Source organism: Candidatus Poribacteria bacterium (genome assembly GCA_021162805.1).
Lineage (GTDB): Bacteria > Poribacteria > WGA-4E > B28-G17 > B28-G17 > JAGGXZ01.
In genome coordinates this window covers 18,280-32,107 of sequence record JAGGXZ010000015.1, presented here as the reverse complement: position 1 = coordinate 32,107, position 13,828 = coordinate 18,280, and the positions used below count along the sequence as shown (strand labels likewise).

The window sequence follows — 13,828 nt, the reverse complement described above, 5'->3', positions numbered from 1 at the left end:
GATCAATATGGGCTCTCGCTTCCATGGATATCCCCTCACCTAGGTCTCACCTCCGTCACACGCTTTTATCATATCATGTTTCAGCATCCATAGCAACTGATATCTTATGTCCTCCTTGGAGGGGGAGTATCTTTTGAACCTCTCTATGAGCTTTTCAACGAGGTTCTCGAACGGGATGGGCTGGGAGGCGAGTTTGAGCCCCTCCTGGATCACGGGGAGGAGCAGAACAGATCTCATGCCCTTGTAGAACTTAAGCGGCTGACGCCTGGACAGAACCTGACGGCCATATTCCGTTATGATCACCTCCTGGTCGCTCAGTATCAGCGTCGGATACCCGCCGAAGCTCTCAAATCTATTCGGAACAAACATAGGCTTTTGTCTTTCAAGTTCCCCATACGACTCCGCCTCCCTCCATAGCTCCCTCCATAGCTCATCATATCTTTTGATCACAACCCGCCAGTCGTATCTCTCCAGCACATGTCTCCTGGCCTTATCCCCCATATCATGGCGCAGTGAGGGGTTTCGGATGAGCTCGCCTAAGAACCTGACCATCTCCCCCTGATCCACGCATACCGACTGGGCTAAATAGAGATGTTCCTGCCTCCAATCGCATACCGGCGAGTAGAGCGAGATCCTCCCCTCGCAATCCGCCCAGTATGTCGGCACCCTGAAGCCCACCTCGCCGTGCACGACCGTATCCCTGTATCCGTCCCAATCGGAGACAACCACGGGCAGTCCCGAGGCCATCGCCTCCAGGACCGTTATCCCGAAGCTCTCCTGGAGGTTGTCAGGGAAGGATATGAAGATATCGGAGGCTGAGTAGATGAGGGGTGTTTCGGCGAAGGATGGATTTCGCATAACTTTGACCCGCTCGGATATCCCCATCTCTCTGGCGAAGCCCTCCACCTTCTCCCCGTATCCATATCTTGCGTCATCCCCCGCCAAAAGCAGCAGCGCATCCCTCATCTGTTGGGGATGATCCTCGGTCAATCTCTTAAACGCCCTCAACACGGGCAGCAGATCCATCTTCTCATGTGCCGAGAGCCTTCCGAAGCATAGGATTATAAGTCCTTTTTGAGGCAATGATAGCAGCGCCCGCGCCTCCGCCCTATCGCGCGGAGCGAACTGATCCGCATCCACGCCTAGCGGGATATGGACGAGTTTGGGGTGAAATGGGAGTTTTACGCCGTATCTCTCCTCGAAATCCCCTGCCGCCTGTCTCAGCAGCGTCTCGTATGCCTTCATGGCCTGACTGCTGGTGCAGATCACGGCATCGAAGGGGTATAGGTTACCCCTGAGCATCATCAGCAGCAGATCGGGCAGGAGGAACTGATAGCTTATGGAGTCGATCCTTCCGGTTACGGGGAAGGGTCTGTCGGGCGAGAGCTGCGCCCTGAGGTATGCCAGATCGCCGAGATCGTGTTTGCCGTGGAAGACAGTGAACCGCTTCTCCCTGATAAACCTCCTCAGCTGAAACAGATCGTTCAGCCTGAGCCTTCCCCCCTCATCGAAGGGTTTCAGGAGTTTGTTCCAGCTCTCTATAGCTTTCTCGGGATCGTGTGCCGAGATAAACAGATGATACTCGTCGAAGGAGCCGAATCGGATGAGGGATTTGAGGAAGGTGAACATCGCCACGTTCGCCCCGTATATCCCCCTAGTCGTTCCGGCCAGCGGTTCGGGGGGGAAACCCGTAATCGTCCCGAAGATCATGCCGGCACCTCGATGAGATGCATCCTTTCAGTCTTCTTCGGCACTTCGATGGCTATAACGTCCCCCTTTTCCTCCCTTTCCGCCTCTCTCCCTCGTCTGGGATCTGATGGGAGACGTGGGGATAGTCTCGGAAGGGCCAGGCCCCGTTCGACCGATCCGATCTTTCGGTTCTTTGATATCTTATAGAGCCTGTAGGCCATTTTGACCTGGTGTTCGAAGAAGGCGGGGAAGTTATTGCAGAAGGGGCTTTCGAGTTTTCCCGTCCGTTCGAAGGCGTAGTGGGGGCATCCCCCCATGCAGACGAAGAGGTAGGGACAGTCCATGCACTCATCTATCATGGCGACTGTCCTCCAGCTCCACCTATCATGCATCTCGTTGAGCTGGAGTTTCGGAATGAATCTTCCGACCTTCTCCTCCTGAATCCCGACGGCGTCCCAGCAGGTGTAGATGTCGCCGTAGGGATCGAAGATGTATTGCGTCCCGGTCGCCCCACAGATGGCCGTTTTGAATTCGACCCTTCTGCCCACCCTGAAGACGCGGTCGAAAGTCCTGAAGACCCCTCCTCTCGTCTCGCCCATGTAGGCGTATTTGTCGCCGAGGGCCTTTATCAGTTGATACGAGAAGAAGGGCTCCTCGATGCACGGCCTGCCTCCCTCCCTGTGCACGGGGGCGAAATAGGCGTTGAAGGTGGAGTATTTACGCCACCCCATCCTCTCCACCAGATCCATCATCCGTCCCGCCTGTTTTACGTTCGACTGATCCACGTTCATCCTCAGCGAGACCCTGTATCCGTCCTGAAGCAGGAGTGAGATGTTACGTGCGATGCGGTCGAATGAGCCCTTTCCGTCGGCGTACCTGCGTCTTTTATCGTGCACCTCTGGGGGGCCGTCCAGGGTTATCTGGAAGAAGACGAACCTTCCGGGACCGCCGAAGAGGGGCAGGAATTTCTCCACGTTGGTGCCGTTTGTCACGGCGCCGAAGGTGAAGCCGAGCTTTACGCCTTTTTCGATGATATATGCCACGATCTCCATATGTTCCTCGAGGAAGGGTTCGCCGCCGTAGAACAATATGTGATTCCGCGGGTATTCCCTGCCCTCCATGAGCTTCAGCATGGCCTCGAAGGCCATATCCGCCGTCTCCCTGTCCATGATCCTGTCCTGCCTCCAGAGATATCTCCTTCCCTCATAGCAGTATGGGCATCTGAGGTTACACCTGTAGGAGGGGACGATGAGGAATCCGGGGGATTTCTTGAGATGGCCCTTATGCATGGCGAGGATCATCTCACGAGCCCTCTTCCTCTCCTCCTCGTGGCTCTTTTCGGTGAGATATCCCCGTTTGAGGAGCACCTCTATCCTCTCCTCGTCGAAGGCCCTCTCCGGGGGCTCGCCCGTCGCCACCCTGAGGATCCCGTCGGCTATCCTCCCATCCACTATGTCCACGGCTCCGCTCACCCCGTGGAAGAGCATATACTCCTCATCGCTCAATTTTATCATGACGGTATATCTGCTGAGTCTCATCCTTTCGCACCTCCCGTTGAGGGTCATTTATGGTCATTTGTAGTCATTGATCGTCATTTGTAGTCATTTGTTGTTTTCTGCCGATAGATCTGATGTAGTTATTCAGCTTTACACCAATCTTTTCGATCTCGGAGTGCAACGATTGAAACACCTCCTCGTCTATCAGGCCGCGGTTGTACGCCTTTATCAGCCAGGTTCTCGTCTCGTAGAGAGAACCACGCGCGTAATAGCAAAACTGCTTGTTCTCGCCGTAGTGGAATCTCCCGAACCCTTCGCTTAAATTCGCCCCGACGGAATCCACGGCTCTCATCAATTGCTTCCCGATCGTATCCCTCGCGAAATGATTCCACCGAATGACGATCCTCCATATCCTCTCAGCGATATCCATCGTCATCTGATATACCTGTAACTCCTCCAGCTTCATTCCTATAACCCCGATGACTATAAATGACCACAAATGACTACAAATGACTTTCATCATAGGGGGCAAAGGGCCTCTCACCCCTCACCCCCTCTCTCGCCCCCTCAGTTCATGTTGTTGCCGTCAGTCGCGCAATCCAGGTTGCAAGTGAAGGCAATACCGTAGCAGTCGCACTCGACTATACAGAGGGGTTCGATGAAGATGCCGGCTTCGAGCTCCTCAGTGCTGAGGTCCGTCCACAGCTCCTCGTTCATCGACTCTATCATCCCCGTTCACCTCCTTTCCCTCCTGGAGTTTTTTCAGTATCTCCAGGGCGGCGCCAGTGGCCCCGTCCACGAACGTGAGCTCGGCCGCCGCCCTGGACATCCTCCTCCACCTCTCATAGCTCCGTAATATCTCCCTCATAGCGGTCGCCAGCGTGTCCCCGGACAGATCCTCCTCCTTCATGAGGATCATCACGTCCCTCTTTTCGAGGTTTTTGGCCATCTGGATGATCTGAGGTCGGAACTCCTCCTCCATCCTGGGCACGTATATGGCCGGCACGCCCATCTCTATCAGCTTCCATATGGTGAAGAAGCCTCCCCTGTGGATGACAAGGTCGCTGGCCATCATGTACGGTTCGGGCTGGAGGAGGTGATCCCTCAGTTGTATCCTGGCGTCCGACCAGGTGATGCTCTCGATCTCGGCCTTCAGCTTGCCGACCACCATGATCATCCTCACCGGCAGCCCCAGGTTCCCGAACGCCTCGGCGCAGCATTTGAGGAAACCCTCGTCCTCCAGCTCCACGCCGCAGGGCTCGACCAGGATGAGCTTTTCGTCCATGGCAAGGCCCAGCTTCTGTCTGATCTTCCCCCTCACCCTGGACGCCGTCTCGTTCAGAAACGCGATCGGGCCGACGCATTTGACCGGAGTCAGGAGGTCCACCGGCTTGGCGTATATGTCCTCCGGGAGCGGGACGAGGATGAGGTCCGGATCGATAAAGTAGCCCATGAGGGGGTGTCTCTCGTTAGGCGGAAACCAGTTGGTTATGAGGACGGAGGGGATATCGAAGACCTTCGCCATGGGAAGGGCCAGAAGCTCCTCGTCCGTGACGATCAGGTCGGGTTTTTGCTCTCCGATGGTTTTGCCGATGTAGACCAGCCTTTCGTGATCGTCGCCTGATTTCCTTCCGATCTTCTCGCATCTCCATCCGGCGCCGCGGATGCACCTCCATCCCTCGCCCCACGACCCGAATATCACCTCCACGCCCTCTCCCTCCTGTTCGATCCTCTTGGCTATGGCCAGATCCCTCCTGGCGTGGTTGGTCCCATCACCTCTCGTGAAGAAAAGCACCTTTTTACCCATATCTCTCAAACCTCCCTAACGACGATCAATGACTATCAATGACCACAAATGACTACAAATGACTAATCTTTATCTCCCCCGCGACCGTCCTGGCCTTCAGGTCGGCCCCCTCGGCCTCCTCCCAGAGGGCCGAGCCGACGTACATGACGAAGGCGTCGTTATGTCTATATACCGATTTCCCCCATTCGCCCAAATGGATGGCTCCGCATTCGGACCACATCCCGACGGAGATCCTCTCGTCGGCCTCCTTCGAGATTCGGATGGATATGAGGCCGGAGACGGATCTGATCTCGCCCCTCTTCGGCGGATCCCGCGGTATCGTCATCTCGGTCGATCCGAACGGGTTTTCGACCTCCACCTCGCCGCGGACATCCCGTATGGCAAGGTCCACGTCCATGAGCGTCATCCTCAGATCGCCCCTGATATCCCCTATCCTGGACGTCACGACGGGCGCCCTGACGCGCGAGATGGTCCCTTTCCTGACGACGACGCCGTGCCTGTAGAAGGGATTTCTGACGGTCACGTCGCCCCTTATGCCCTTTATCCTGATGGGAATGGCGCCGTAAGCTTCGATTGATCCCGTCACATCATCGGCGATGAACTGAAGGGCGCCGTTGCCCACGAGCAGCAGATCGGCCTTCACTTCTCTTATCCCCACGATGCCGTTTCCGATGACGACGACCCTTCTGCAGGGGGGCAGGCGCAGGGTCATCTCGACGTTCATCGGCGGGCCGATGCCGCGTCGATCGTTGAGTATGAAGGGCCTGAAGAACCTGCCGGCGTCATCGGGATGGACGGATATCGCCGAGGGGAGATCGGTTCTGAGGGAGAGAAGCACCGCCTCGCCGCTCAGCACCTCCCTCAGAGCGTCGTTGGCCTCCTCGAAGCTCCGCTCGAAGATCTCGCCCAGCTCCTGGATGAAACGCAGCCTGGATTTATATCTGGCGATTATCTCGCCCCTGTCCTTCACCGCCTCGCTCCATATGTTCCCCCTTGTGATCTCATCGACGAGGTTTCCGGATCGCCTTTCGAGTATGAGGTTCAGGTTGCCGATCATCCCCCTGGCCTCGTCGGTCGATCGGCCGAGGAAGGATCTGCGGAGGATGAACATGCCCTCATCTGAGCCGATGATCTTCAGCGGCGCCCACGAGACAGTATCGGGCGCGCCGAGGTCATGATAGATGACCAGGGTGTCGTCCGGCGATATATCGATCTCGCTCTCCTCCATCAGCAGGAACCTCTCGGTGATCTCCCTCCGGACTCTTTCGGTGAACCCCTCCGAGAGCCTGCTGCTACGGAGCTGTCTTTCGGCGTTTCTGAGCATCTCATCCTGGAGGGCCTTTCTGGCCCTGTATAGCTTCGACTCGACGGCCGATCTGCTTATCCCCAGGAACTGGGCCATCTCGTCGTAGCTCATCTCCTCCATATATCTCAGCAGCAGTATCCTCCTCTGCTCCTCGGGCAGCGCCTTGAGCGCCGAGTTGAGTTGGGCGTGTCTCTCCTTCTCCTCAATCTCCCGCTCGGCCGACGGGGGACAGTATCTGATGGGAAACGAGGAGGGCGAGGTGGGGATCTCAACGCCTTTCTGACGTTCTCTGATAAATGCCCTGCACATGTTCATCGTTATAGCCCTCAGCCATCTGGGGAAATTATCGACGTCGCCGAGGGCGAATAGGTTCTGGTAGACCGAGATGAAGACCTCCTGGGTCACATCTTCGGCCAGCATGAAATCGCCAAGGGCGCTAAGCGCTATGCTGTAGACGGCGTTCTGGTATCTGAGCATCAGCTCGCTGAAGGCATCCATATCGCCGCCTATGGATCTATCGATCAGGGTCCTGAGATCGGACATACTTTTTCCTCCAAAAGTAAAAACTCCTTCTATTATATAAGACGCGATTTAGGGGTCAAAACTCGCGCGCGACCTTCAGCGCGAGTTTCAGGCGGAGATCCGACCCGTTACACGTTCGACGTTTAACGTTATAACGTTCTCTGTCGGGGGAAGAAGCGATGATTTCATCTTCCGGCTCTTCCTCTGGAAGGAGACGGGAAACGGGAGGCCGGAGAGGGGATAGGGGCGAGGGGAGATAAGCTCCTCGCCCCTCACCTCGTTTGGGATTTCAGAAGGCCATGAGGGTTTCGAAGAAGAGCCTATCGTTATCGGGCGCCTCGCCGCCTCCGGGCACGTCCTCGATGTTCTTCTCATACTCCACCCTGAGCGTTATCCCCTTTTGGATGGCGAAGACGCCTGAGACGCAGATCTGGGTGAGGTTCCAGGTGAGGCTGTTCTTGGGGCTGCGCTGGTTATCCTCCAGATCGAGCTGAATCCGGCCGACTCTGGTATACAGATCGAGCTTGAGGGGTTTAACCTTCACGCCGAGCAGGCCGCATAATCCGATATGGTTCAGGTCTCCCGTCATGCCGTAGTAAACCTCGCCGCGGAGCATGGAGGGGTATACGGGCAGGTCTCTCTTCTTGAACACGGCGGTTGAATCGAAGCCAATCCTGATTTTATCCCGTTTTTCCGTCTCCTTTCCGATGATACCCTTCAGGAAGGATATATCGTCGTTCTTCTTCGGATCGTCGATCGGTTTTCCGTCGTCGTAGAGCTTAGCGTATGAGAATGAGATGGCGGCATCGGACGGGCCTTTGGGGCATTTGATACCCGCCCTGATGCTTATCTCCTTGCCGTTATCAACGTCGTTGGCGTGATTGACCAGATCCAGTCCCCTATCGGCGAGGAACTTCACCCCTCCCATGGATCGGGCTCCGAGTTTATAGCCGTTGTGGAGCGAGATGCCGAAGAAGATGGGCTTTTGGGAGAAGTTCAGTTGTATCCCCTGGATCCTATCATGTGTGAACATGTCGGAGACGATCCCGTATTCGCTGGTCTTTCTGTTGGAGTAGGAAGGCATCACGCCGAAGTTTCGGTTTCTCCCCTGACCGATCAATATGGAGCCGTTGAGAGGCAACTTGCCGATGCCGGGCAGCTTTTTGAGGGTGAAGTATACGCTTTCCACGTATATCTGTCCCGGCATAACCGGCACCCAGGGGTGGAAATAGATGGAGACGTTGAAGTTAGCCACATCCTTCAACTCCCCCGTGGCCATGGTTATGAGCCGCTCGGCGCGGAACTGGGAGATATCCCCCTCTTTGAGCGGCACGTAGAACCTGAAGAGGGCGACGTTGGTCAGTTTCGCCTCGGCGGTGAGCATGGCCGCCAGGACGAACAGCAGGATCATCAGAATCGTCTTCCCTTTCATCACTCCCTCCTTTTCGGATTTGGCACGACATATCGATCGCGCCTATGATTCCCCTATCATACTCATGATCTCACGAGCTAAAGATGAAAATCTCCTCTTTATCTCTGAGGCCTCAACTTTCAGGATCATCTCAACGGGCCAACGGTCGATTTCATCCGGAAAATCCATAACCCTGTTTAATGACACAGCGAACCAGTATAGATCGAAACCCGGATCCTTCTTCTTAGCGAGTGAGAGGAGCTCATCCACGGATTCATCCTTCAGGATGAAGAACAGATCTACGGCATCCCTGGGCTCAGCTCGGCCGAAAAAAGCCAGCAGCTTATCCACTATGAGGTCTTTGTAATCGTTCACCATAACGCCGAGATAGCTCTTTAAAGGGGGATTGAATCTGTAAGGGGTATCCAGAGCCAACTGAAGCCGTACCGCATCCTCTCGACGAATCACCTCAAACTCGACAAAGGATTGGAACCGTCTTATCACGTTTAACTGAAACCGATTGCTGAGCTCCCGCTCAAACGATCTGGAGAAGGGAGATATAACGTCCATCTCCGATGTGAAAAGGTCCAGATCGTAAGATCTTCTGTGTCCGAGATAGAACTCCGCCAACGCCGTGCCGCCTGTCAGATAGAAGGTAGGGGAATCGGGAAGCTGGGCGAAGGCCTCCAATATCTCTCTCTGAAGATCGGTGATGATACCCTTACCCATCAACATGACGGAAGTAATTCTCCCATAGCCTTTTGATCTCAGGGGGCAGATCCAGCTCATCCAGAAGCGCCCTCACCTCATCCCAATCCAGCTCGGCCACATCCTCAGCCCGCCCGTGACAGAGAACCTGCCGGATATACCATCGCCTCTGCCACGGATCGTTCAGATCTATCTCCCTTTTAGACCAGACGATATATCGTTTGGGCCTCATTCCACGCTCCTCCTAGAGCGCCGCTATCTCGGCGTCGCTCAGAGGCTGTAGCCCGGCCTCCTGAAGCAACTCCCTCGTCCTTCGCAGGTCTTCGACCTCGAAGACGAAGACTGCCCTGTCGGACTCATGCGTCAGGAAGCCGTATGCGTTCTCGATGTTCACCCCCTTCTCGGCCAACACCTTAAGGACGGAGTTGAGGCTTCCGGGCGCGTCATCTATCAGGATGGCTATGATCTCCTGCTTTCTGACCGAGAACCCCGCCTCCATCAGGACGTCATAGGCCAGATCGGGTTTATCCACGAGGAGCTTCACGACCCCATACCGCTCCGTCCCCGTTATGGTTATGGCGCGGAGGTTGACGTTCGCCCTCGCCAAAACCTCGGTGATCCTGCCGAGCCTTCCGGGCTTATTTTCGGCGAAGACGGAGACCTGATACGCCATTCCTCATCCACCTCCCCTTTTATCTATCACCCTGACCGCCTTGCCTTCGCTTTTGGGGATGCTTCCCGGCTCGACCAGCTCGACCTCAGGCTCGATGATTATCTCCGAGCGGAGCTCCTCGACGATCTTCTTCTGCAGCCGCTCCAGATGTCTTATATCGCCGTCGAAGAACTTGGCGTTTATCTCCACACGGACGGTCATGGCGTCCAGATAGTTTTTCCTGTCGAGTATGATCTGGTAATCCGTTCCGACCTCGGGGATGTTCATGAGCACCCGCTCGATCTGAATCGGGAAGATGTTGACGCCCTTGACGATGAGCATGTCGTCGGTTCGCCCCTTGATGCGCGAGATACGTCTGTGAGTTCTGCCGCAGGGGCATGGTTCGGGATAGACGGCGGCCAGATCCCTGGATCTATACCTTATGATCGGCATTCCCTCCCTGGTCAGGGTAGTGAACACCAATTCGCCCTCCTCGCCGTCGGGCAGAGGCTCGAGGGTTTCGGGATCGATCACCTCCAGTATGAAGCTGTCCTCCCAGACGTGCAGGCCGTTTTTGTGTGGACATTCAAACGCCACGCCCGGCCCGTTCATCTCCGAAAGGCCGTATGAGTTGTAGGCGTCCATCCCGTAGGCGTCCTCGATCCTCTTTCGCATCTCCTCCGAATGGGGTTCAGCACCGATGAAGGCTATCCTCAGCCGGGTGTCATACCTCGGATCGAGCCCCATCTCCTGGAAAACCGAGAGCAGCCTCATGGCATAGCTGGGCAGGATGTGGACGACGGTTGTGCCGAAGGTCTGCATCAGATAGATCTGCCTGCGGCTGTTTCCCGGGCCGGAGGGAATGACCATCACGCCCAATTTCTCCGCCCCGTAGTGGAAGCCCAGTCCGCCCGTAAAAAGCCCATACCCCATCGTGTTCTGAAATACGTCCTCCCTCCTGACGCCGACCATATACATACATCTGGCGACGAGGTTGGCCCAGCTCTCGATGTCAGATGCCGTATGAAAGATAGGCGTGGCGATACCTGTCGTGCCGGATGAGGAGTGGAGCCTGACGATCTCCTCTTTCGGGACGGCCAGGAATCCATATGGCGCGTTGGCCCGCAGATCCTCCTTGGTCGTGAACGGGATGTCCTTGAGCACGTCGAGCGAGTTCACCCTCTCAGGATCGAGGCCGATCCTTTTAAAAAGCCTTCCATAAAAGGGGGAGTTTCGGGCTCTCAGAAGTGTCTGGCGTAGACGCCGAACCTGTAACCTCTCAAGTTCCTCCCTGGGTAGGGTCTCTATCTCTTTCTCCCAGAACATTTTCCCCTTCACCTTGACGATATCGTGAGGTGATTATAACCCTTTCGGGGGATCGTGTCAAGGTAGTAGGGGCGAGGCATTCTTCTTTGAATGCCTCGCCCCTACCGCTTGCTTTTGAGGGTCGCAGGTGCTAAAATTAAAGGCAAAACTCAGGGTTTCGAGGGATGATCACATGGCTAAAGCTCGAGGCACGACCATATTGCGGGCATTTTTCCTCTTGGAGGGGGTTCTGAGCAGATCGGCGGCTGTCGTGGGATTCGCCATCTTCACCGCTTTATGTGCTAAGGTGAGGATATCCCTCCCGTTCACGCCCGTCCCGATAACAATGCAGACCTTCGCCGTGCTTTCGGCGGGGCTGCTTCTGGGACGGAGTCTCGGATCGGCAAGCATGGCGCTATATCTGATGCTGGGAGTTGCGGGATTGCCCCTCTTCAGCTTAGGAGGCGGCCTCTCGTATCTCGCCGGGCCGACGGGGGGATATCTGATCGGATTCCTCCTGGCAGCTTATCTCGTCGGATATCTGGCGGAGAGAGGCTGGGATAGAAGCTACAGGCGATGTCTGGCCGCCATGCTAGCGGGTGAGCTGGCGATATATCTTCCGGGACTCCTGTGGCTATCCAGGTTCATCCCCCTAAACGCCCTCTTCAAGATGGGACTGTGGCCTTTTATCCCGGGAGATCTCATCAAGATCGGCCTCATATCGATCTGTCTGCCGTCCGGATGGAGGCTTAGAGAATACCTGATGGGGCGAGGTGATCGGAGTTGAAGAGGCGCGTGGAGGATATAATCGAGATGAAACGGCGGGGCGAGAGGATCGCCATGCTCACCGCCTACGATTACATAACGGCTAAGATCATGAGCGGGTGCGGGGTGGACATGATCCTCGTCGGCGACTCCCTCGCCATGGTCTTCTTCGGGTATGACACCACGAGGAAGGTCACGATGGAGGATATGCTCCATCACACCCGCGCCGTGGCGAACGGGAGCGAGGGGCCTCTCGTCGTCGGCGATATGCCGTATCGATCCTACGATACGCCCGATCTGGCGCTGGAGAACGCCCGAAGGTTCATCCAGGCGGGCGCCGATGCCGTGAAGGTCGAGGGGAAGGTGACCGATGTGGTCGAAAAACTCGTCGGCGAGGGGATACCGGTCATGGGACATATCGGTCTGACGCCTCAGACGATAACACGATTCAGGGTTCAGGGGAGGGATGAGGAATCGGCTCAGAGGTTGCTCGAAGACGCCCTCGCCCTCGAGAGGGCTGGCTGCTTCTCGATCGTCCTGGAATGTATCCCTATGGATCTGGCCTCCCGGATAACATCGTCGCTTGAGATACCCACCATAGGGATCGGCGCGGGGCCCCATTGCGACGGCCAGGTGTTGGTCAGTCACGACATGTTGGGGCTGTTCGAGAGGTTCAAGCCGAAGTTCGTCAAACGATATGCCCATCTGTCGGGCGAGATGGAACGGGCTTTCAGGGAGTACGTCCGGGAGGTTAAGGAGGGGATCTTCCCGGACGAGGAACATTCATATAGATAACGTTGGCTCGTTGAACGTTGGAACGTTAAATGTGGTCATTTATAGCCATTAGGTCATTTGGCTTCGCCGTCATTGAAGTGTCCGCAGTCGGCAGTCCGCCGTCCGCCGTTATTCCGCTGCGGACCGCGGACGGTGGACGGCGGACAATTAGCCATAGATAGATACTACGCTTAAGGGAAATAAGAGCGATAGCGTTTAACGCCAGCACGTTGAACCATCGGAGGTGAAGGATGATTGAAGGGCCAAGAGCCGCCAGAAAGGATGAGCTGGAAGCCGTTATCGCCCTGTCCAACTCCGTCTTCCGATCGAGGAGGGACGGCGATATGGGCAGGGAGTTTCCAACCCTCTTCTGCGAGGAGAACTGCGAGAACCTGAGGATATTCCTCGACGACGGAAAACCGGTCTCCCTGATCGGCTTCACTGTCAGGGACATCTTCATCATGGGCGCATCGATCAGGGTGTGTAACGTCGGCTCCGTCTGCACCGATCCGAACTACCGCGGACAGGGGTTGGCGACAAGACTGCTGGAGGATACCATACTCAAATCCCTCCGCGATGGGGTCGAGGTAATGTTGATCTCCGGCGGCAGAGGGCTTTACAGGAGGGCGGGATGCATAAACGCGGGGATCTATCATGTATACCCGATCCCAAAGGATGCCAGACTGCCCGATCTCCCTGTCGAGGTGAAAAGATGGGAGAGGGAGGACACGCCCGATCTGGTGAGGATACATCAATCCGAGCCCATCAGATATGTTCGGGACATCGACGAGTTCCTCACCCTGCTCGAGGCCAGGGTTGTGGTGAACCATCCCTCCGATACCTGGTTGGTCGGCGTCGACGGCGAGATGGTCGCCTACATCTGCGCCCAGAAACCGAGAGAGGAGAAAGACGGCGTGAGGGTGTTGAACGTCGAGGAGATGGCCGGATCGAGAACGGCGGTTCTGGCCGCTCTGACCAAGCTCTTCGATCTCTATAACGTGGACAGGATAAACCTCAACACGACGGCGGCAGACGGTGAGATGAGGTCGCTTGGGAAGCTCATAGGTGTGCCGTATGTCCCTCGCGGTTTTCACGGCACGCTGAGGATCATAGACCTGAAGGGCTTTTTCGCCGCCATCGAACCCTATGTTTCGGAGAGACTGGAGGAGGATGAGCTGTGGGGGCTTGAGATCGAATTCGAGCCCGACCTGATCTTCAGATATGAGGATGAGGAGTTCAGGCTGGAGACGATCCAGGATATAACGGCGTTCGTGTTCGGCTCGCTCGAGCGCGAGAGGCCTACCCCGAAAGGTCCGAAGCTATCGCGGATACTGGACAAGCTCTTTCCCATGCCCCTCGTCGATTACGGGCTGAATTTCATCTGAGGCGTGAG

General features: G+C 56.1%; 14 protein-coding genes. 3 read left to right on the top strand and 11 right to left on the bottom strand.

Translation table 11 applies throughout. From position 1 onward, the window contains the following. Positions 1-39: 39 nt before the first annotated feature. The 11 genes from J7M22_01255 to J7M22_01205 all read right to left on the bottom strand — a co-directional run bounded on the left by J7M22_01255 (position 40) and on the right by J7M22_01205 (position 10,917). Complete coding sequence (locus tag J7M22_01255; GenBank protein MCD6505228.1) at positions 40-1,710, bottom strand: glycosyltransferase family 4 protein; 1,671 nt, start codon at positions 1,708-1,710, stop codon at positions 40-42. Then, a complete protein-coding gene (locus J7M22_01250) occupies positions 1,707-3,227 on the bottom strand; it encodes a radical SAM protein (protein ID MCD6505227.1) in 1,521 nt (506 codons plus the stop codon). Before J7M22_01250 ends, J7M22_01255 begins: the two co-directional genes overlap by 4 nt. Before the next feature lie 43 nt (positions 3,228-3,270). Further along, on the bottom strand, positions 3,271-3,651 hold the full coding sequence (locus tag J7M22_01245; GenBank protein ID MCD6505226.1) for a four helix bundle protein: 381 nt from the start codon (positions 3,649-3,651) through the stop codon (positions 3,271-3,273). A 101-nt stretch (positions 3,652-3,752) separates the two neighbouring features. Continuing rightward, positions 3,753-3,902 (bottom strand): hypothetical protein, encoded by a 150-nt coding sequence (locus J7M22_01240; protein ID MCD6505225.1) that lies wholly within the window; start codon positions 3,900-3,902, stop codon positions 3,753-3,755. Then, positions 3,868-4,992, bottom strand: a complete 1,125-nt coding sequence (locus J7M22_01235; protein ID MCD6505224.1) for a hypothetical protein — start codon at positions 4,990-4,992, stop codon at positions 3,868-3,870. Before J7M22_01235 ends, J7M22_01240 begins: the two co-directional genes overlap by 35 nt. A gap of 52 nt (positions 4,993-5,044) precedes the next feature. After that, positions 5,045-6,841 carry a sigma-70 family RNA polymerase sigma factor gene (locus J7M22_01230; protein MCD6505223.1) on the bottom strand — a complete coding sequence of 599 codons (1,797 nt, stop codon included), beginning with the start codon at positions 6,839-6,841 and terminating at the stop codon, positions 5,045-5,047. Positions 6,842-7,109: 268 nt separating this feature from the next. Further along, positions 7,110-8,252 (bottom strand): hypothetical protein, encoded by a 1,143-nt coding sequence (locus tag J7M22_01225; protein MCD6505222.1) that lies wholly within the window; start codon positions 8,250-8,252, stop codon positions 7,110-7,112. 42 nt (positions 8,253-8,294) lie between these two features. Then, positions 8,295-8,966: a nucleotidyl transferase AbiEii/AbiGii toxin family protein gene (locus J7M22_01220; protein MCD6505221.1), complete on the bottom strand. Its 672-nt coding sequence runs from the start codon at positions 8,964-8,966 to the stop codon at positions 8,295-8,297. After that, positions 8,953-9,171, bottom strand: coding sequence for a hypothetical protein (locus tag J7M22_01215; GenBank protein ID MCD6505220.1), 219 nt, complete (start codon positions 9,169-9,171; stop codon positions 8,953-8,955). The genes J7M22_01220 and J7M22_01215 overlap by 14 nt, the downstream gene beginning before the upstream one ends. 12 nt (positions 9,172-9,183) lie before the next feature. Continuing rightward, entirely contained in the window at positions 9,184-9,612 is a 429-nt protein-coding gene (locus J7M22_01210) for an ACT domain-containing protein (protein MCD6505219.1), read from the bottom strand. Between the two features lie 3 nt (positions 9,613-9,615). Further along, complete coding sequence (locus J7M22_01205; GenBank protein ID MCD6505218.1) at positions 9,616-10,917, bottom strand: phenylacetate--CoA ligase; 1,302 nt, start codon at positions 10,915-10,917, stop codon at positions 9,616-9,618. A 172-nt stretch (positions 10,918-11,089) separates the two neighbouring features. Between J7M22_01205 and J7M22_01200 the strand changes: the two genes are divergently transcribed. From J7M22_01200 to J7M22_01190, 3 genes are all read left to right on the top strand, one after another. After that, positions 11,090-11,683 carry a biotin transporter BioY gene (locus tag J7M22_01200; protein ID MCD6505217.1) on the top strand — a complete coding sequence of 198 codons (594 nt, stop codon included), beginning with the start codon at positions 11,090-11,092 and terminating at the stop codon, positions 11,681-11,683. Beyond that, on the top strand, positions 11,680-12,456 hold the full coding sequence (gene panB / locus J7M22_01195; GenBank protein ID MCD6505216.1) for a 3-methyl-2-oxobutanoate hydroxymethyltransferase: 777 nt from the start codon (positions 11,680-11,682) through the stop codon (positions 12,454-12,456). Before J7M22_01200 ends, panB begins: the two co-directional genes overlap by 4 nt. A 230-nt stretch (positions 12,457-12,686) precedes the next feature. Then, positions 12,687-13,820 carry a GNAT family N-acetyltransferase gene (locus J7M22_01190; GenBank protein ID MCD6505215.1) on the top strand — a complete coding sequence of 378 codons (1,134 nt, stop codon included), beginning with the start codon at positions 12,687-12,689 and terminating at the stop codon, positions 13,818-13,820. Positions 13,821-13,828: the final 8 nt, after the last annotated feature.